This window comes from Bacillus sp. GbtcB14, assembly GCF_019091205.1.
Classification (GTDB): Bacteria; Bacillota; Bacilli; order Bacillales; family Bacillaceae_G; genus Bacillus_A; species Bacillus_A cereus_AG.
The window spans coordinates 610,673-629,045 of record NZ_JAGXJT010000003.1 but is presented as its reverse complement, the minus strand read 5'-3'; the positions used below and the strand labels follow the sequence as shown (position 1 = coordinate 629,045).

The window sequence follows — 18,373 nt, the reverse complement described above, 5'->3', positions numbered from 1 at the left end:
AAGCAACTGCGATAGAGCGCAGTTGCCTTTTTTTATACTTTTCTATGATTTTAGTAGTCTTATTGCTGTCTCTAGAAATAATTCCACTCCATAAATTAAAGCTGATTCGTCTACATCAAATTTTGGATGATGATGTGGATAACAAGTATCTATCTTTTCATTCCCCGTCCCCAATTTAATGAAGCAACCCGGTGCCTTTCTTAAATATGCTGAAAAATCTTCTCCTCCCATAGAAGGTTCCAGCTTCACAACACGCTCATTCCCAAACAAATGTAGTGCACTTTCTTCTACTACTTTCGTAATATATTCATCATTAATAACCGGATCATATCCATATCGGTACGTATATGTATACTCCCCTCCATGTGCTTTTGTAATTCCTTTCACGATTTTCTCAATTTTCTCTTCTGCTTCCACCCTTAATGCTTGATTAAATGAACGGACAGTTCCCATCAAAGTTGCTGCACTAGGAATAATATTATCAGCCATTCCCCCATGAAACTGCGTGACTGAAACAACTCTTTGCATGAAAGCACTTGTATTTCTTGATACGATATGTTGTAAATTTGTAATAATCTGCGCTCCGATAGCAATAGGATCTATCGTTTCCTCTGGCCTCGCCGCATGCCCTCCTTTCCCTTGAATTTCAACTGTAAATACGTCTGGTGCCGCCATCATCGGCCCATACGCAATTCCGATTTTTCCGCTCTCAAGTCCTGACATAACATGTAAACCTATTACATAATCAACACCATCCATCACACCTGCCTCAACCATTTCTTGTCCCCCGCCGGGATACACCTCTTCTGCGTGCTGAAAGAAAAGACGAATCTCACCTACAAAATCTTCCTTTATATTTGATAGCACCTCTGCTGTACTTAACAAAATAGCTGCATGAGCATCATGCCCACATGCATGCATCATTCCTTTATTCACAGACGTATAAGATTTCCTTGTCTCCTCTTGAATTGGCAAAGCATCTATATCAGCTCGAATCGCAACTACTTTCCCTTGTCCCGTCCCTCTTTTAATTGCTAGTACACTATACTTCGTCGGTCTCGTTACTTCTAAAGAAGAAAATGAGCATAATGTTTCATATATAAATTGTGAAGTTTCTTTTTCATGAAATGATAATTCCGGATACTTGTGGAAATATCGTCTCCATTTAATAATATTTTTTTCTAAAATAAGATTTTCCCACACACTCTTCATCAAAAATTCCTCCTTTTAAGAGACTTTAGCAATTCCTACATTAACTATGAAGAAATACAAACAAATATTGTATTTCTATACATTCTCCCAGACCACTTTTATGCATTCATACAATCCACTTCCTATTTACATGTCAAACCCATTACAAATTCATGCTGAATGTAATATAATTGCTAAGTTAGGGATTTTCTTTTTTAGTATTTAGTGCTAATATCAGAAAAGAGCCTTTTGACTTATTTTTACCTAAAATGTGGGATTTTGTTTTTTTCACAATAATGTAGGACATGATACCTACAAAGAGCTATTATTTCATTAAGAGAGGGAAAGACATGGAAAGATTAAAAGAGATATGGTCTCAACCACTCACACAATGGGTTGCAAAGACGGTTTATTACCTTGCAATTTTATTTGCATTACTTTGGTTGTATGGATTCCATGATACAAACACAAGTACATTTATTTACAATGAATTCTAGGGTGGGAACGTTATGAAGTTATTAGAACAAATTGAAAAGTGGGCTATTGAAACGCCTGATCAAACTGCTTTTGTTTGGCGAGATGCGAAAATTACGTACAAACAATTAAAGGAAGATTCTGATGCGTTAGCACATTGGATTTCTTCTGAGTATCCAGATGATCGTTCACCAATTATGGTGTATGGTCATATGCAACCTGAAATGATTATTAACTTTTTAGGTTGTGTAAAAGCTGGACATGCTTATATTCCTGTAGATTTATCTATCCCAGCTGATCGTGTACAACGTATCGCTGAAAATTCTGGTGCGAAATTACTTTTATCAGGCACAGAAGTAACTGTAACTGATTTACCAGTTCGCATTGTAAGTGAAGACAACTTAAAAGATATTTTCTTTACTCATAAAGGGAACACTCCAAATCCTGAACATGCGGTAAAAGGTGATGAGAACTTCTACATTATTTACACATCAGGAAGCACAGGTAATCCGAAAGGGGTTCAGATTACTTATAACTGCCTTGTAAGCTTTACAAAATGGGCTGTAGAAGATTTCAACTTACAAACAGGGCAAGTATTCTTAAACCAAGCACCTTTCTCATTCGATTTATCTGTCATGGATATTTACCCATCATTAGTAACAGGTGGTACACTTTGGGCAATCGATAAAGATATGATTGCACGTCCAAAAGACTTGTTTGCTTCTTTAGAGCAATCGGATATACAAGTATGGACTTCAACACCCTCTTTCGCAGAGATGTGTTTAATGGAAGCATCTTTCTCTGAGAGTATGCTACCGAATATGAAAACATTCTTATTCTGCGGTGAAGTGTTACCAAACGAAGTAGCTAGAAAATTAATTGAGCGTTTCCCAAAAGCAACAATTATGAATACGTACGGTCCAACAGAAGCTACTGTCGCTGTAACAGGTATTCACGTTACAGCAGAAGTGCTTGATCAATACAAATCACTTCCAGTTGGCTACTGTAAATCAGACTGTCGCCTTCTTATTATGAAAGAAGATGGTACGCTTGCACCTGATGGTGAAAAAGGTGAAATTGTAATTGTCGGTCCAAGCGTAAGCGTTGGATATTTAGGAAGCCCTGAATTAACAGAAAAAGCATTTACTATGATTGACGGTGAGCGCGCCTATAAAACAGGCGATGCTGGCTATGTTGAAAATGGTCTTCTATTCTATAATGGTCGTCTTGATTTCCAAATTAAGCTGCATGGTTATCGAATGGAATTAGAAGAAATTGAGCATCACCTTCGTGCGTGTTCTTACGTAGAAGGTGCAGTTATCGTTCCAATTAAAAAAGGTGAAAAATACGATTATTTATTAGCGGTTGTTGTTCCTGGAGAACATTCATTTGAAAAAGAATTCAAATTAACATCTGCAATCAAAAAAGAACTCAATGAGCGATTACCAAACTACATGATTCCACGTAAATTCATGTATCAATCTTCTATTCCTATGACACCAAATGGAAAGGTAGATCGCAAAAAATTATTGAGTGAGGTTACAGCATGACCGCATATGGATCATTTTATTTTTTCGCTATAGTGGGCATTTTATTAATACCTACTATCATAGCTGGATTAAAAGGTAAAATGTTGCGTAAATATAATGCCGTTTTAACATTAGTCATGATTGCTATTATCTTCTCGGATAAACCGAAGCAAGCGATTATGTTAGCCGCATTTATTATTTGGCAATATGCCCTAATTAAAGGCTATTTAATTTTAAGAAAACAAAATAATAGTACATTCATGTTTTGTATAGCTGTTATTTTATCGATTTTGCCACTTATTTTGGCAAAAATCGCACCATTTGTACCTGAATTACATTTTATTGTTTTCGCAGGTATGTCTTACGTAACATTTAGAGCTGTACAGATGGTCTTTGAAGTTCGTGATAATTTAATTAAAGAACTTTCCTTCTTTAATTTCTGGGAGTTTGTTTTATTCTTCCCTGCGATTTCAAGTGGGCCTATCGATCGTTACCGTAGATTCCAAAAAGATATTCAAAAGCCACCTAGTGCTGAGGAATATCAAAAGTTACTATATACAGGGCTTAACCGTATTTTCCAAGGTTTTCTGTATAAGTTTATAATCGCGCACTTGATAACAACATATCTTGTAAAGGCAGTATTCGCCAATCAAGATACACTTTTATCTAATGCGATTTTTATGTATGCTACTAGCATGCAATTATTCTTTGACTTTGCAGGTTATAGTGCATTCGTAATTGGTATCAGTTACATGATGGGAATTAAAACTCCAGAAAACTTTAATAAGCCATTCCTTAGTCGTAATATTAAAGACTTCTGGAACCGCTGGCACATGAGTTTATCATTCTGGTTCCGTGATTTCATCTACATGCGTTTCGTCTTTTTTGCAACGAAGAAAAAGTTAATTAAGAACCGTTACACAATTTCGTATATCGGTGCATTTTTAAACTTCTTCATTATGGGGATTTGGCACATCCAAGGAAGCGCTGTTGCACAGTATGTTATTTATGGTCTCTATCATGCCGCACTGTTTATTTTATTCGATATTTTCGAGCGAAAAAACAAGAAGCATAAGTTTTGGCCAAACAATAAATTTACACACGTCCTTGCGATTGTAATTACGTTCCACGTTGTATGTTTCGGTTTCCTCATTTTCTCTGGACACCTTAACAGATACTTTTAATGCACCCTTCTTATACTAGTAAGAAGTTGCACATATAATATATTTCGGATATAAAGGAGATTTTAAAAATGGCAGAATTCAAAGAGCAAGTATTAGATATTTTAGAAGAAGTATGTGAAAACGATATTGTGAAAGAAAACTTAGATGTTCAATTATTTGAAGAAGGTATTCTTGATTCTTTCGCTGTAGTATCTTTATTAGTTGAATTCCAAGAGCGTTTAGATATTGAAGTTTCTATTTCTGATTTTGACCGTGACGAGTGGGCTACACCAAACATGGTTATTAAGAAGTTGGAAGAAATCCGATGAACAAAGCAAAATTTGGTCCGATGCTTTTAGCATTGGCCCTTTTTGCTGTATTCTTACTTATTCCAACGCGCTTCCTACTCCCACTTTTAAGTGATGAAAAAGTAGAACAAGCTGCCACTTCTTTAAAAGAAGAAAAGATTCAAAGTATGATATTACAGCAAAAGATGTTAGCAGACCCGAAATACCTTCCGATGTACGGTTCATCGGAATTCGCACGTATGGATGCTTTCCATCCATCAAATTATTTCAAAGTAAAGCCTGAAGGGTTCACACCATTCCTACTTGGACGCGGAGGAACACAAGACCTTGTACATGTGTTAAACTTTGCATCTACAATGGATCAATTGAAGGATAAGAAAATGGTATTCGTTCTTTCTCCTCAATGGTTTGTACCACAAGGTATTGATGAAACACACTTTGCACCTAACTTTTCAAAACAACAAGGCTATCACTTGCTTTTCAATGATGACTTAAAGCCTGAAATGAAAAAGCAAATTGCAAAACGTTTATTAAACTTTGAGATTGTCAAGAAAGAAACTTTATTAAAAATTTCGCTTGAAGGTATCGTTTATGATGATACAAAGCATAAAGTAAAAGCACTTGCTGCTAAACCTTTCGCTTATATTTATCGTAACATTTTAGATCGTAAAGATTTATTTACAGCAATGTTTGATATTAAACCGCATAAAGAAAAACTTGACCCTTCATTAAAACAAATGAATTGGGACGAGGCTCGTAAACATGCAGATCAAACGGGTGCAGTAGAATCAGGTTCTAACGAATACGGTATCGAAGATGATTACTTCAACAGCAAAATCAAGAAGAAATTAAAGCAACGTGAAGGCTACTTAAAAAATGATGCTTATGATCAATCGCCAGAATATGAAGATTTACAAATTGTGCTTGATTTATTAAAACAATCTGGTGCAAAACCACTCTTCATTTCTGTTCCTGTAAAAGGTCCTTGGTACGATTACGCTGGCTTCCCGAAAGAACGTCGCGAGTTGTACTACAAGAAAGTTCATGAGCAAATTGAGAAAGCTGGCTATCCAATTGCCGACTTCTCAAATCATGAGTATGATAAATACTTCTTAAAAGATCATATGCATTTAGGTTGGAAAGGCTGGGTTTATATCGATGAAGCCATCCAACAATTTTATAAAGCAAACTAATGAAAAGACCACTTGAATTATTCAAGTGGTCTTTTTCTATATATATGTTGTAATTGTTCGATTACGTTCTCTGCTTCTTTCATAACTCGCTCCACTACATGCTGAGCTGATTCTATTCGTGCTAACGATGATGCTTGCCCTGCCCAAAGCGACATGTATTCTCCTTTATTTTGTTTTGCTGCTTCTTGGCGTATTTTAGAGGTTAATACATTTTGCACTGGATACATTGGAAGCCCTTCTTCTTTCCCTTCATGTCTCTCTATAAATTCATTACGAATACCTCGCGCATATTTCCCGGAAAACGCACGGGTCACAGTTGTACTCGTATCTGTACTATGTAAAACTGCTTTTTTATACACATCATGCGTAATACTTTCTTCACTCGTTAAAAAGGCTGATCCCATTTGAACAGCTTCTGCCCCCAGTGTAAATGCCGCAACAAGCCCTTGCCCGTTCATTACACCACCTGCTGCAACAATTGGTATATGCGGGACTGCTGCTACTAACTGCGGAATTAATGCGAACGTCCCAATCATAGCATCCTGTTCTTTCCCGATAAACGTTCCTCTATGCCCTCCTGCCTCGCTACCTTGACCGACAATAATGTCTACTCCTAATTCAGCAAGTACTTTTGCCTCTGCCACATGAGTAGCTGTTCCGATGACTTTTATTCCTCTTCTTTTTAAGTCCTCTATTTCTTCTTTTTCTAACGTTTGAAATGCAAAGCTAACGGCTGGTACGTTTTCTTCTATTAACACTTGTAATTGTTCTTTATAGCTTTTGGGAAGCTTTATCGTCTCTTCTTCCCCTATACCAAATTCTCTATTCACTCCGCTAAGTAATACCTTTGCTAAGTTTACTTTCTCTTCTTCTATCTGTACCTCTTTCGTTAACAGTAAATTAACACCGAAAGGCTTATCCGTTCGTTCCCTTATTTTATAAATCGCTTCACGAATTTGCTCAGGGCTCATATAGCCTGCTCCAAGCGTTCCTAGTCCTCCGCTATTACTTACAGCTGCAACAAGCTCAGGCGTCGTAATAGCACCTGCCATACCTGCTTGAATGATTGGATACTTAATTTGTAATGTATCTATAACTCGACTTGTAAACATCATTTCTCCTGCTACTAAAAATATAGACAAATGTATATTCTTAGAGTATTCCTGCTTCTACGTGCCCTGCCTCGCTAATCACTCTTGCTACTACAGTTTGCTGTGACACTCCACAGGCGTAAATTCCGATGTAGCCCACCGTACATATATACAATCTATTTACGTTAGTATTGTATATTTTTTTGCTTGTAAAAGGTTGATTGACGCATTCAAATCTCTATCTATTACATTTCCACAATCACATGTATATGCTCGGTCAGACAGCTTTAAATCCAACTTTTTTTGACCGCAATATGAACACATTTTAGAAGATGGATAGAATCTGTCCGCTTGCCGTAGTTCAATTCCATATTCCCTACATTTCGTTGATAACCATGTTTTAAAAGCATAAAAACATTGTTGCGCTACAGCTTTAGATAGATGTTTGTTCTTCATCATACCTTTCACATTCAAATCTTCTACTGTAATAAACGTTGGCTTGGTTTTCACCACATCATTTACAATAGACTTTACATACGCTAATCGAATATTTGCTAGCCTAGCATGTAGTTTTTGCACCCTAAGAATATTTTTGTTTATATTCGCTCTTTTATTAGTAACAGGTTGTTCACCTCTCTTTCTTATATTTTCAAATTTGCGTGATAAAGAGCGTTGTTCACGTTTTAACCGTTTTTCTATCTTTTTTACTTGTACTGTTTTATTTATATTTTTGTGAGTTTTTCCATCGCTACGTACAGCGAAGTCTTTAATTCCCAAATCAATTCCTAGACCTACTGCATTGAGTGTTGAATTTGGTTTTCCCCCTTTCACTTCACAGAGTATAGACACATAGTATCTTCCTGCTCTTTGATATACTGTACCACTTTTTACAGTTGTATTTTTTGAAATATACCCATACTCTTTTAACCTTATCCAACCAATTGTAGGGACTTTTACTCTATGTCTTTCTACTGTCCAATCTGTTTTGTTGTTTTTTGGAAAGTAGCACTTCACATCTTGCTTCTTCTTTTTTTTATATCGTGGAAACTTAGATAAACCTTTAAAAAATCGCTTAAAAGCTTTATCTCCATTCATAATCGCTTGTTTTACCGCTTTGCTCGACACTTCTTTAATCCACTGGTCACACTCTTTTGTATGAATGTTGTTTAGCCATTTAGAGAAGTCATAGCCACTAATAAATTTCCCCTCCGACTCATATGCCTCTTTATTTTTAGAGATATACAGGTTATATACATATCGACACACCCCAATAGTTTGACGGATTTTACTAACTTGTTCAGTTGTCGGTTTGATTTCTATTAAATATGCTCTTTTCATAAGTCTTCATCCTCCGACATTTTCTTTTTGTATTTTCTCACCCCATACATTCTACAGCTAAATGCATGAATGATAGATATTAAATCCTAAACAAGTTCTTCTTGAGGAGATAGTTTTTCATTGTTAACAATCATAATTTCCACTCCCATTTTACGAAGAAACTCTTCAAACCAATCATATCCAAAACGTACAAATCTATCTTTGTATGCAATGATGATAGTCGAAATATTTCTTTCCATAAAACTGTCAATCAGTTTATTCCACTGTTTTCTTTTGTAGTTTAATCCGCTACCAATATCTTTGATAACTTCATCTACAATCATCCCTCGTGCATTTGCGAATGTTTTTAAAAACTCAACCTGATTTTCTAAATCATCTTTCTGACCTGGATTTGATACTCTTGTGTAAATAACTACTTTGCCTACTTTATTTTCTTCTTGAATACCCATATATTCCTTATACTGTTCTTCTGTATAGTATCATCTTCCTTTTGGATTTCGGTAAGCAGTTAAAACACCTTGATTGTCCCACCTTTACAATGTCTTAACAGAGACATTAAGCATTTCTGAAAATTCTTTCGGTTTATATTGTTTCATAATTACTTTTTATTATATATGCTTACTTTTGTCTATGTTTTTGTTTACTGTTTCTTTCTCCTATTCCCCTTATATCTTCTTTATTTGACAAACTTTCCCCTTCTTTTACAAGGGTTGAACTTCATAGGAAGCGAATATATTGAAAGTGAAGGAGGCTGAAAGCGATGATATATCCAAATGCGTTACAACAAGGTGATACAGTAATGATTATTGCACCGTCCGGTCCACCAACAATTGAAAATGTATTAAAAGGTGTAAACGTATTACAAGAAATGGGTTTATCTGTAGTAATCGGGAAAAGTGTTTATGAGAAATATGGATATTTAGCTGGAAGTGATCAAGTTCGTCTCGATGATATACATGAAGCATTTTCAAATCATGAAGTAAAGGCCATTTTCTGTGCACGAGGTGGTTACGGAAGTGCTCGTCTCCTCCCTCACATTCAATATGAAATCATTAGGCAAAACCCAAAAATCTTTTGGGGATATAGCGATATTACAGCTTTACATACTGCTTTTTCACGTTATGCAAAGCTCGTTACTTTTCATGGTCCAATGGTGGAAGAATTAGGAAAAGGTGTGGATTCTCTCTCTTTATCTTCTTTCAATCAACTATTTCATCCGTATTCTACCATCTTATCTGCTTCGGAATGTATCGTACCTACCTCTTCCTGTACAGTTACAGGCACATTAGCGGGAGGCAATTTAGCTGTGTTAACGAGTATAGTTGGTTCATCCTATGAGATAAATACGGCGAATAAACTTTTGTTGCTTGAAGACATTGGGGAAGAACCGTATCGTGTTGACCGTATGTTAAATCAGCTACTTTTATCTGGAAAGTTTAATGAATGTAGCGGTGTTATTTTTACAAGTTGTCACGACTGCACGCCTTCTAAACCATCTCAATCATTACAAACAATATTATATGAATATTTCGCACCATATCATATACCTGTTCTATTCGGCTTACCGATTGGGCATATAAGTCCAAACATCGGGATTCCTCTCGGAACTACAGCGACCATAAGTACAAATAATAAAACACTCTCTATTTCTTCTGGCGTAGCCACTCCGTTTTCAAATTAAAAAGGAAAAGCGATTCCGCTTTTCCTTTTACTTATAGTAATTAAAAATTCGTCCAGATGCGATATCTGCAATTTCTTCTGGAATAAATGTCTTACTTCTATCAGTACCAACATTTAATACGGCTGTAGCATCTTTCTCAATGCTACCAAATAACTCTTTCCCACGTATCGTAATAAGGGGTGTTCCTTCTGGCAACACGTCTTTTACAAATTCCATTTGTGTAAAGAACGGAACGATCCATCTACCCTCTCCTTGGAAATGACGCAAACGAAGTATTCCTTCTGTTGCCCCGTCCTCTGCTTCTAGTGAACCAGCAACATAAAACTCAGTAGATAAGAGCAATTCATAAAATTCCTTTTGCTTCTGTTTATCGTCCCCTGCTATAACAAGTACTTCTTCTATTCTCTTTACCGGAATTTGCTCCATATGATGCCACCCCTATTTCAAAATGATTGTACTTAGATTATACGAAATATTCTTATTTTTTTCTACATAATTCGCAATTATTTTCTTAAAATAATTTTAACACTTCTTTTGTTGTCACAATCGTAGCAAACTCTTCATGTAAATTTACAAGTGTCATATTGTGAATATCCTCTGCATTATACTCTTTACCATCTAGACCTTTACGGTTAAAAGTCGCCGTTGCATCACTCACTAAATACGTTGTAAACCCTAAATTCCCTGCCATTCGTGTCGTAGTCTCCACACAATGATTTGTCGTTAATCCTACAACCACTACCGTATGACATTTCTTCTCTCTTAATTGCTCTTCTAAATTTGTCCCAATGAACGCGCTGTTAATAGATTTCTGAATAATCACTTCACCTGGTAGTGGCTGCACTTCTTCTTTAAAGTTTACCGTTTCCGCTCCCTCATAAAACATCGACTGAGCATTTTCTTTATTTACATGTTGAATATGAAAAACTGGTCGTTCCCTTTTTCTCCATCCTTCTAACAAAATCCCTATGTTTTCTTCAGCCAATAGATTATTTCTCTGGCCCCAATGTGGTAACTGAAACGCTTTTTGTACATCAATTATAATAAGTGCTATTTGATTCATCATCATTTTCTCCTTCATTCGGCTGTAATTGAAACAGCAAACCAAGTTGTTGCGATGCAGTAATAAAACAAATATAAGCGCAAAGCTCTACAATTTCTTTTTCCGTCCAATATTGTTTCAATACATGAAACATATTATCATCTATCGCCTTTTTGTCATGAACAAATGTATGTGCAAAAGTAACGGCTACACTCATTTCTTCTACCTTTTGCATATCATCAGGCCTTCCCTTTGCCATACAGTACGGACATTCATTCCCATACGCTAACGTTCTTCTTACTTGCTCCTTCAGCTCTGCCGACAGAGTTCCTTTACTATACAGTGTATTCTCTACCATACTCCATGAATGTAATAGATCTGGATTATGCCCTAATAACTTTTGAAACTTTGTAACTCCTACATTTGATAATGAAATTCTCTCCATCATTTCCCCTCCTATTTCCTTCCGTTTTATTGTAAAATAAATAAAGTTCACTTTACATTTCATATGAATCTTAATTTATATTTTTACTTTACAAAAATTATCATTTTACTGGAGGTATATTTACAAATGCAACTAGACCGTGTCGATCGAAAAATTTTAAATGAATTATATAATGATAGTCGCCTTTCAATGCGCGAATTGGCAAAACGAGTAAACTTATCTGCTCCGTCTACTGCAGAACGTGTTCGTAAACTCGAAAGTGAAGGCGTGATTCAAAAGTACACAATCGATATCGATTATAAAAAAGCAGGACTTGTTTTAGATTGTATTTTAGAAATCACTTTAAAAAATGGTGATACAACACGTATGCAGCAGTTTATTCAGTCTTATCCATCTGCAAGTTTTTGTTACCGAGTAACAGGCAGCTTATGCTACATTGTAAAAATTTCTGTTCCTTCACTCGTTGAACTTGAAGATTTTATCAATGATGTTTCCTCATATGCAACGACTGTTTCTCATATCGTATTATCAGAAGTATCTCTTACTCCTGATATTGAACACATCTTCCCAGAAGATTAATTTATTTTTATTCATAAAATACAAAAAAACCCCTTACAATAAGAATAAAAATAATATATTATGTATTAAAATACATAAAGTTCGAGAAAGGGGCTTTACATTGAAAATCTGGTTTTATGAAAAAACGGCACAATTAGATGACTTGCTTGGCATTTGGGACAATGTTCCGACTATCCCTCGAATTGGTGAAAAAGTGGAGATTTTAAAAACAGTCCGCACTGTTACAGATATTAAATATGTAAAGAACGGTAATAATTTTCGTGTAGAAATTATTACAAACTAAAAAGTAGCTCCTAAGAGCTACTTTTTCATTATCTATCATGCGCTTTCTTTATAACAATTTTATCTTCTTCTACAGATACTGTTACATAATCATTTTCTTCTAACCGAAGCTTATTTACAGCCTCATCTGGTAGTTCTACGGCCATCAATCTATCTGTTACGATCACTTGACTATACACTTCATTTTCTTGTGATGCACTCACTACTTTTTCCTCATTTATGAAGCGCATCGGCGGCACACCAACTTCTTTTACTGTACGCCATTGTTTCCAAACGTAAGGAATTAACCAAAGTAACCCAACAACTGTAAGACCAATACCGATCCATAAATTACTTTGTGCTTGTAATTCAGGAATTGAAATTGTACCGCTCTCTTCTCCACCTACAAATTGCATACTTGTTGCAATTAAATTATTTAGAGCATGTACAGCGATATTCGTCCATATATTTTTCGTCTTTATGTATAAAAGACACATAACAACACCAAACATAAATGCACCAATGACATCAAAATGTCCTAAACCAAAAATAAGTGAAGATATGATTATAGCTTTTTTAATTCCCCATTTATAAGCCATTCGCTGTAAAAAGAAGCCCCTAAAAATAATCTCTTCCATAATAGGTGCTAATACACATGCTGAAATGAAAGTAAATATCGTCATATATACGTTACTCGTGTTAATAACATTTCCGTCTTCTAACATAGTAACTAAGAAATTCGGTAACGTATGTGCTAATATGTAAAATTGAATATGAGATATACCGACAGAAAAAACCATTCCCATTATCGTTGCTAATACAATTAATCCCCACGGTAAACGTCCTGGCTTATCAAAAAAACTGTTAAATACAACATTATTTTTATTTGTTTTTACGTATAACCAAAATAACGGAAATACAAAAAACACAGTTATTTGTGTAATAGCCTCTAACGTGTTATCAGAAACATTAGATAGCTCTAATAGAATTATCGTAAGGAACAACCCTATAATCATCCATCCAAAAAAACTACGTAGCCTTATACGTGAAAATGCATAGTGCATATAGAACACCCCCAAAGATAGTAAAAATAAATGATCTAATAATGAAATTATAATATGAATATAGTTGGAAATCTTCCTATTTTTCTCAAATTCTTTCAAACAACATATAGTAATTATTTTTTCTTTCCATTGAAATCTACGAGAAAGTTATGTAATAAAAATCCCCGTTTTTACAAGCGGGGATTTCTTTTATTATAATACGTCACGTTTTTGGAATAATACACTTGATGCTACAAGTAATACAACAAAGTATGCAGCTACAAGTAATAATGAAGTTGTAAATGTAAATTCTGTGAATGGTGGTTCTGCACCACGATTAATTAATTTATTGCCATCGTAAACATTTAAATTTAAATGGAACAACACAACAAATTTTGCGGAGCCTTTTGCAAGCATCATAAGCATCATCTTAATTGGCTGTTGTAGGAAAAAGAAGAACAACGTAATAATTAATGGCAATACAGATTTTCTAAATACATTTGCTAAGAAAAATGCAAGCGTCGCAAAGAAGAACGGTGAAAGTACTTGATATAAAGTAGATTTCATTACGATTCCTAGCGTTAATTCTGTTTTACTACCATCCATTACAATTCCGCCAATAATCATTGAAATGATCGTGTTAGCAAATATGATAAATACTATAGTAAGTAACACTGTAATGTATTTAGAGAATAAAACTGTCATTCGTTTTCTTGGACGGATTAATAACTGCTTAATTGTACCTTTTTGGAACTCATCAGTAATCATACGAGAAGCAATCGTAATGCCAAAAATTGTTGCAAACAAAGTAATTAAACCAATCTCTGAACTTGCAAAATCTAAATATGATCCTTTAAATTCACTCCCGTCTCCCCATTTCAGCATCGCTAAAACTCCCAAAATCTCCAATACTGCAATGACACCAATTAAAATATACATACCTTTTTTCGCATGTAACTTTAAAAATTCATTTTGAATTAATTTAAACATTACGCTTTCACTCCCCCTGTAATCGCTAAGAACTCATCCTCTAACGTTTTATTTTGAACAGTAACTCCGTATACAAGCACATCGTCATTCACAAGTTTTTTTACAAGTTGTGGGATTTCTTCTTTCATTACAGATACTGCAATTACATTTCCTTGCGTCTTACCTTTAATGATTTCATTTGCTTTCTGTGCTTGATCTACTTCAAACGCTACAACTACTGTCTCATCGTGTTTCGCTTGTTCGTGTAAGTTGTACTCCTGCACAAACTCACCTTGCTTAATAATAACGACGCGATCACACATTAGTTCAATTTCACTTAATAAGTGACTTGATACAATTACAGCAATATTTTCTTCTTTCGCTAAACGTTGTAAATAATCTCGAATTTGGCGAATACCCGCTGGATCTAATCCATTTGTCGGCTCATCTAAAATTAAGATTTTCGGCTGATGCAGTAATGCCTGTGCAATTCCTAAACGTTGTTTCATACCAAGTGAATATGTTTTCACTTTTTTATGAATCGCATGCTCTAATTCAACAAGTTTTACAATTTCAGCAATGCGATCTTTACTAATTGGTGTAATTGCCATATTCGCAAAATGCTTTAAGTTTTGCATTCCTGTCATATAATCATATAGTTCAGGATTTTCTACAATCGCTCCAATTTGCTCTAGCGCCTTTTCACGCTCCGTTCGAATACTATGACCACAAATTGTAATATCGCCCTCTGTCATTGATATAAGACCTGTCATCATACGAATTGTCGTCGTTTTACCACTACCGTTCGGTCCAAGGAACCCGTATACTTCCCCTTCACGAACTTCAAATGATAAACCACGAATAATTTCCGTTCCACCAATCTTTTTTCGAACATTTTCTAATTTTACTACTACGTTTCCCAATGCTGATTCCTCCTTTAGACTTCTAGTTTTTTATCGATTATGCGACCTGTTATATAAACAAGTAAAACAAATATACCGATTGAAAAAGCAATACTATATAAATTCATAAGACTTTCTGGATATAGTATGAGATTCATATCCATCGTTTCATCTATATAAACAATTTTTTTGATAAAAGTAGGTATAGGCGCAAGTCGGCCCAGCATTTCATATATCAGATTGATTACTTTCGTTATTAGTAAAAATAAGAAGAAAATAATTACATACTCTATTTTTTTCTTTTTCAAAGAAAATACTTTAACGCCAGCTACTGTAAAAAGTAAAACTAACAATATGCTTGATAAATTAAATACATATAACACACTACTAAATAACTGCTTTACCATATCTAGTGTAAGTGTACTTTCGGTGAATAACAATTCATGGAGTTCTGTACCTTTTATTACTTTCATCGAAATACTATAGAAAAACATAGCACCTATTAATTCAAAACACATTAAGCTAATTGCTGCATATGACAATATTGCTAAAACAATTTTTTTACCAGATATCGGTGTTAACCGAAATAATTTACTTTCAGTCATTTTCCCAAACGCAGACATCGCCTGCAGAAATACTAATACCGCAAAAATTAAATAAACTAAGAATACTAAAGCAATTGTAATCATTTGCCTTACTTCTCCTGATTCTTGTTTAATATAATTCCCCATACTTACAAAAGCGACAGCTGCAATAAATATGAATGACAATAACGAAATGAAAATTTGTTTTTTATTCGCATTGTACATATATATTAAACTGGCCTTCATCTACTAAACACCTCCTTAAACAAATCAGTAACAGCTTTTCCTCGTTGGAAACGTAATTCCTCTACATTTTCATGCAGTACACTTTCACCATCTTTTAAAAAGATTACTTCGTCAAAAATATTTTCGACTTCTCCAATTAAATGCGTTGCAATTAAAATGGTACAATCTTCGCGATAAAACTGTAAAATAAGTTCCAATACGTGTTCCCTAGAAACGAGATCAATCCCGCCAAGAGGTTCATCTAATACGTATAACTTTGCTTTCCGAGAAAACGTTAAAATAATTTGTAGCTTTTCAACCATACCTTTTGATAAAGCTGTAATTCTTTCTTCTAACGGTATTTTAAATTCCGCAATCGTATCCACCGCTTTTTGAATGTCGAAGTCTTTATAAAAATCTCGATAGAAAAATAAAGAATCTTTAACCGTCATCCAATCATCAAATACTGGTTTATCCGACATAAAAGAAACGATTTCTTTCGTCTCTAACCCTACTCTCTTACCAGCGATTGTAATACTCCCTTCAGAAGGATGCTGCAGACCGGCAATCATTTTCAATAACGTCGTTTTCCCGCTCCCATTATCTCCAACGAGTCCTATAATTTTCCCTTCCGTAATCTCTATGTTTAATTCACGGATCACTGCTTTTAATCCGTATCTCTTCCATAAGTTTTCTATTTTTAATAACTCTGTCATTCGCTCTCCTCCCTCTTCTCATGTAATGAAGAACGAAGGATTGTAAGAATTTCCTCTTCTGAAAAACCTAAATTGTCCATTCCATCTATAAAAGAATGAAGTAATTCTTTCGCCATCTCTTTTCGCAGCTCCATAATTTTCTCCCCTTCATTCGTTACATATCGTCCCATTCCTCTACGTGTTACAACAACTCCATCCCGTTCTAGCTCTTGAAATGTACGCTGAATCGTATTCGGATTCACTTGTAATTCACTCGCTAATTCACGTACGGAGGGAATTTTATCACCAGGCAATAAATGTCCTGTTACGATTTCTTTTTTTATGTATTCCATTACCTGAATGTAAATTGGTGTATTTGGAGAAAACTCTATTTTCATTTCTTCCCTCCTTTTGTATCGGTGTACTAGTTAAATAATACACTGATACAAAAAGTTTGTAAATACCCATTTAATTACAAAAAAGTTCTATCCATTAACTGAATAAAACTTTTAAACAAAAGTCGTTATATGAAAATAATAGTGTTATGTAAACAAAATCATAAAGAAAAGCTGTCTTATTCATTGATAAGACAGCTTTTCTTTATAAGAATATATTAAAAATTAAACACGAAATCATCGTCAGCTAACTTTTCAACGTTCGTTGCTTTTACGTAACCATTTCCTTTTACCGAGAAGAAATCATGGTTTTTCGTATCTGTACGTAAACCATTTAAAACGATCGGGTTAATTTCTTCTTCTTCAAACTTCGGCTCAAGTCCTAAGTTCATAAGCCCTTTATTCGCATTGTAACGAACGAAACGATTTACATCCTCTACAAGACCGATAGAAGTGTAAATTTCTTCTGTGTATGCCATTTCAATTTCATATAGTTCCATTAATAACTCTTGTGTTTCTTTTTGCACTTCTTGTTGATCCTCTGCAGAAAGTTCTGCGAAGAGTTGTTGTGCTAAAATACCGACGAATACGCCGTGAATTGACTCATCACGAATTATTAGGTTAATAATCTCACCACTTGCCGTCAATTTACCTTGACCTGCTAAGTAAAGTGGGTAGAAGAATCCACTATAGAATAAGTAACTTTCTAAGAATACACTTGCTACCATTGCCATGTATAACTCTTTTTTCGTTACTTCAGGCTTTAATAAACGACGATAGTAACTAGTAACAATACCAGCTTTTTTCTCAAGTAATGGATGATTGTCTACCCATTCAAAAATATCATCAATTTCTTCTTCAGTAGCTAACGTTGTGAAAATATGACTGTAACTCTTCGCATGTACTTCTTCCATAGCTCCCATGAAAGCTAATACACTTTTCGCTTGTAAATTTTCAAGATGAACAAGTACAAGTGGCATCCCTTCGCCACCTTGTTTCGTATCTAAAAGTGTTAACCCACCTAATACACGCTTATAAGCAACCTGCTCTTCTTTTGATAATTGTGCCCAAGTATTTTTGTCAGAAGATACCGCGATTTCTTCTTCTGTCCAAAACTGAGCGATGTTTTGCTTCCAAAACATTAAACTAAAATCATCTTCTTTTTTATTCCAGTTTACCGCACGCATTCAATCGCCCCTTCTCTAAATAAACATGAAAAATTGATAACTAAGCATGAGCAGGGTTCAGAAAACCCTGCTCATGCT

General features: G+C 34.9%; 21 protein-coding genes and 1 pseudogene. 8 read left to right on the top strand and 14 right to left on the bottom strand.

Annotation, left to right across the window (positions count from 1 at the left end; translation table 11 throughout):
• Positions 1 to 42 precede the first annotated feature (42 nt).
• The gene (gene amaA / locus KVT31_RS12185; RefSeq protein WP_088095676.1) at positions 43 to 1,212 is read right to left on the bottom strand and encodes an N-acyl-aliphatic-L-amino acid amidohydrolase; all 1,170 of its coding nucleotides are present in this window, start codon (positions 1,210 to 1,212) and stop codon (positions 43 to 45) included.
• Between the two features lie 329 nt (positions 1,213 to 1,541).
• On the opposite strand from amaA, the gene KVT31_RS12180 reads away from it, so the two are divergent.
• The 5 genes from KVT31_RS12180 to dltD all read left to right on the top strand — a co-directional run bounded on the left by KVT31_RS12180 (position 1,542) and on the right by dltD (position 5,858).
• Positions 1,542 to 1,688: a teichoic acid D-Ala incorporation-associated protein DltX gene (locus KVT31_RS12180; protein ID WP_002011626.1), complete on the top strand. Its 147-nt coding sequence runs from the start codon at positions 1,542 to 1,544 to the stop codon at positions 1,686 to 1,688.
• A 12-nt stretch (positions 1,689 to 1,700) separates the two neighbouring features.
• The gene (gene dltA / locus KVT31_RS12175) at positions 1,701 to 3,215 is read left to right on the top strand and encodes a D-alanine--poly(phosphoribitol) ligase subunit DltA (protein ID WP_088095675.1); all 1,515 of its coding nucleotides are present in this window, start codon (positions 1,701 to 1,703) and stop codon (positions 3,213 to 3,215) included.
• A complete protein-coding gene (dltB, locus tag KVT31_RS12170) occupies positions 3,212 to 4,378 on the top strand; it encodes a D-alanyl-lipoteichoic acid biosynthesis protein DltB (protein ID WP_000127922.1) in 1,167 nt (388 codons plus the stop codon). Before dltA ends, dltB begins: the two co-directional genes overlap by 4 nt.
• Before the next feature lie 68 nt (positions 4,379 to 4,446).
• Complete coding sequence (gene dltC, locus KVT31_RS12165; protein ID WP_000807310.1) at positions 4,447 to 4,686, top strand: D-alanine--poly(phosphoribitol) ligase subunit DltC; 240 nt, start codon at positions 4,447 to 4,449, stop codon at positions 4,684 to 4,686.
• Positions 4,683 to 5,858, top strand: a complete 1,176-nt coding sequence (gene dltD / locus KVT31_RS12160; protein ID WP_001030275.1) for a D-alanyl-lipoteichoic acid biosynthesis protein DltD — start codon at positions 4,683 to 4,685, stop codon at positions 5,856 to 5,858. Before dltC ends, dltD begins: the two co-directional genes overlap by 4 nt.
• Before the next feature lie 17 nt (positions 5,859 to 5,875).
• Here dltD and KVT31_RS12155 read toward each other — a convergent pair whose 3' ends face one another.
• The 3 genes and pseudogenes from KVT31_RS12155 to KVT31_RS12140 all read right to left on the bottom strand — a co-directional run bounded on the left by KVT31_RS12155 (position 5,876) and on the right by KVT31_RS12140 (position 8,883).
• Positions 5,876 to 6,970: an NAD(P)H-dependent flavin oxidoreductase gene (locus tag KVT31_RS12155; RefSeq protein WP_088095674.1), complete on the bottom strand. Its 1,095-nt coding sequence runs from the start codon at positions 6,968 to 6,970 to the stop codon at positions 5,876 to 5,878.
• A 159-nt stretch (positions 6,971 to 7,129) separates the two neighbouring features.
• Positions 7,130 to 8,287, bottom strand: coding sequence for an RNA-guided endonuclease InsQ/TnpB family protein (locus KVT31_RS12145; protein WP_088095673.1), 1,158 nt, complete (start codon positions 8,285 to 8,287; stop codon positions 7,130 to 7,132).
• Positions 8,284 to 8,883 (bottom strand): annotated as a pseudogene (locus tag KVT31_RS12140) (IS607 family transposase). The gene KVT31_RS12145 and the pseudogene KVT31_RS12140 overlap by 4 nt, the downstream one beginning before the upstream one ends.
• 164 nt (positions 8,884 to 9,047) lie before the next feature.
• Here KVT31_RS12140 and KVT31_RS12135 point away from each other — a divergent pair.
• Positions 9,048 to 9,968 carry a S66 peptidase family protein gene (locus tag KVT31_RS12135; RefSeq protein WP_088095672.1) on the top strand — a complete coding sequence of 307 codons (921 nt, stop codon included), beginning with the start codon at positions 9,048 to 9,050 and terminating at the stop codon, positions 9,966 to 9,968.
• Between the two features lie 27 nt (positions 9,969 to 9,995).
• On the opposite strand, the gene KVT31_RS12130 is transcribed toward KVT31_RS12135, so the two are convergent.
• The 3 genes from KVT31_RS12130 to KVT31_RS12120 form a co-directional block, all read right to left on the bottom strand.
• Positions 9,996 to 10,394, bottom strand: coding sequence for an SseB family protein (locus KVT31_RS12130; protein WP_088095671.1), 399 nt, complete (start codon positions 10,392 to 10,394; stop codon positions 9,996 to 9,998).
• A gap of 85 nt (positions 10,395 to 10,479) precedes the next feature.
• Complete coding sequence (locus KVT31_RS12125) at positions 10,480 to 11,034, bottom strand: cysteine hydrolase family protein (protein ID WP_098343228.1); 555 nt, start codon at positions 11,032 to 11,034, stop codon at positions 10,480 to 10,482.
• Complete coding sequence (locus tag KVT31_RS12120; protein WP_098343227.1) at positions 11,003 to 11,518, bottom strand: carboxymuconolactone decarboxylase family protein; 516 nt, start codon at positions 11,516 to 11,518, stop codon at positions 11,003 to 11,005. Before KVT31_RS12120 ends, KVT31_RS12125 begins: the two co-directional genes overlap by 32 nt.
• A gap of 63 nt (positions 11,519 to 11,581) precedes the next feature.
• On the opposite strand from KVT31_RS12120, the gene KVT31_RS12115 reads away from it, so the two are divergent.
• Both KVT31_RS12115 and KVT31_RS12110 read left to right on the top strand, forming a co-directional pair.
• Entirely contained in the window at positions 11,582 to 12,034 is a 453-nt protein-coding gene (locus KVT31_RS12115; protein ID WP_001175492.1) for an Lrp/AsnC family transcriptional regulator, read from the top strand.
• Between the two features lie 100 nt (positions 12,035 to 12,134).
• Positions 12,135 to 12,317, top strand: a complete 183-nt coding sequence (locus KVT31_RS12110) for a DUF3913 family protein (RefSeq protein WP_000707107.1) — start codon at positions 12,135 to 12,137, stop codon at positions 12,315 to 12,317.
• A 28-nt stretch (positions 12,318 to 12,345) separates the two neighbouring features.
• On the opposite strand, the gene KVT31_RS12105 is transcribed toward KVT31_RS12110, so the two are convergent.
• The 7 genes from KVT31_RS12105 to nrdF form a co-directional block, all read right to left on the bottom strand.
• Positions 12,346 to 13,359 carry a CPBP family intramembrane glutamic endopeptidase gene (locus KVT31_RS12105; protein WP_088095668.1) on the bottom strand — a complete coding sequence of 338 codons (1,014 nt, stop codon included), beginning with the start codon at positions 13,357 to 13,359 and terminating at the stop codon, positions 12,346 to 12,348.
• Positions 13,360 to 13,551: 192 nt separating this feature from the next.
• A complete protein-coding gene (locus KVT31_RS12100) occupies positions 13,552 to 14,328 on the bottom strand; it encodes an ABC transporter permease (RefSeq protein ID WP_088095667.1) in 777 nt (258 codons plus the stop codon).
• Positions 14,328 to 15,230 carry an ABC transporter ATP-binding protein gene (locus KVT31_RS12095; protein ID WP_088095666.1) on the bottom strand — a complete coding sequence of 301 codons (903 nt, stop codon included), beginning with the start codon at positions 15,228 to 15,230 and terminating at the stop codon, positions 14,328 to 14,330. The genes KVT31_RS12100 and KVT31_RS12095 overlap by 1 nt, the downstream gene beginning before the upstream one ends.
• 14 nt (positions 15,231 to 15,244) lie before the next feature.
• Positions 15,245 to 16,039, bottom strand: a complete 795-nt coding sequence (locus KVT31_RS12090; protein WP_088095665.1) for an ABC transporter permease — start codon at positions 16,037 to 16,039, stop codon at positions 15,245 to 15,247.
• The gene (locus tag KVT31_RS12085) at positions 16,036 to 16,734 is read right to left on the bottom strand and encodes an ABC transporter ATP-binding protein (protein WP_088095664.1); all 699 of its coding nucleotides are present in this window, start codon (positions 16,732 to 16,734) and stop codon (positions 16,036 to 16,038) included. Before KVT31_RS12085 ends, KVT31_RS12090 begins: the two co-directional genes overlap by 4 nt.
• Positions 16,731 to 17,111: a GntR family transcriptional regulator gene (locus KVT31_RS12080; RefSeq protein ID WP_000687513.1), complete on the bottom strand. Its 381-nt coding sequence runs from the start codon at positions 17,109 to 17,111 to the stop codon at positions 16,731 to 16,733. Before KVT31_RS12080 ends, KVT31_RS12085 begins: the two co-directional genes overlap by 4 nt.
• Before the next feature lie 215 nt (positions 17,112 to 17,326).
• Positions 17,327 to 18,295, bottom strand: coding sequence for a class 1b ribonucleoside-diphosphate reductase subunit beta (gene nrdF, locus KVT31_RS12075; RefSeq protein WP_087979898.1), 969 nt, complete (start codon positions 18,293 to 18,295; stop codon positions 17,327 to 17,329).
• Positions 18,296 to 18,373: the final 78 nt, after the last annotated feature.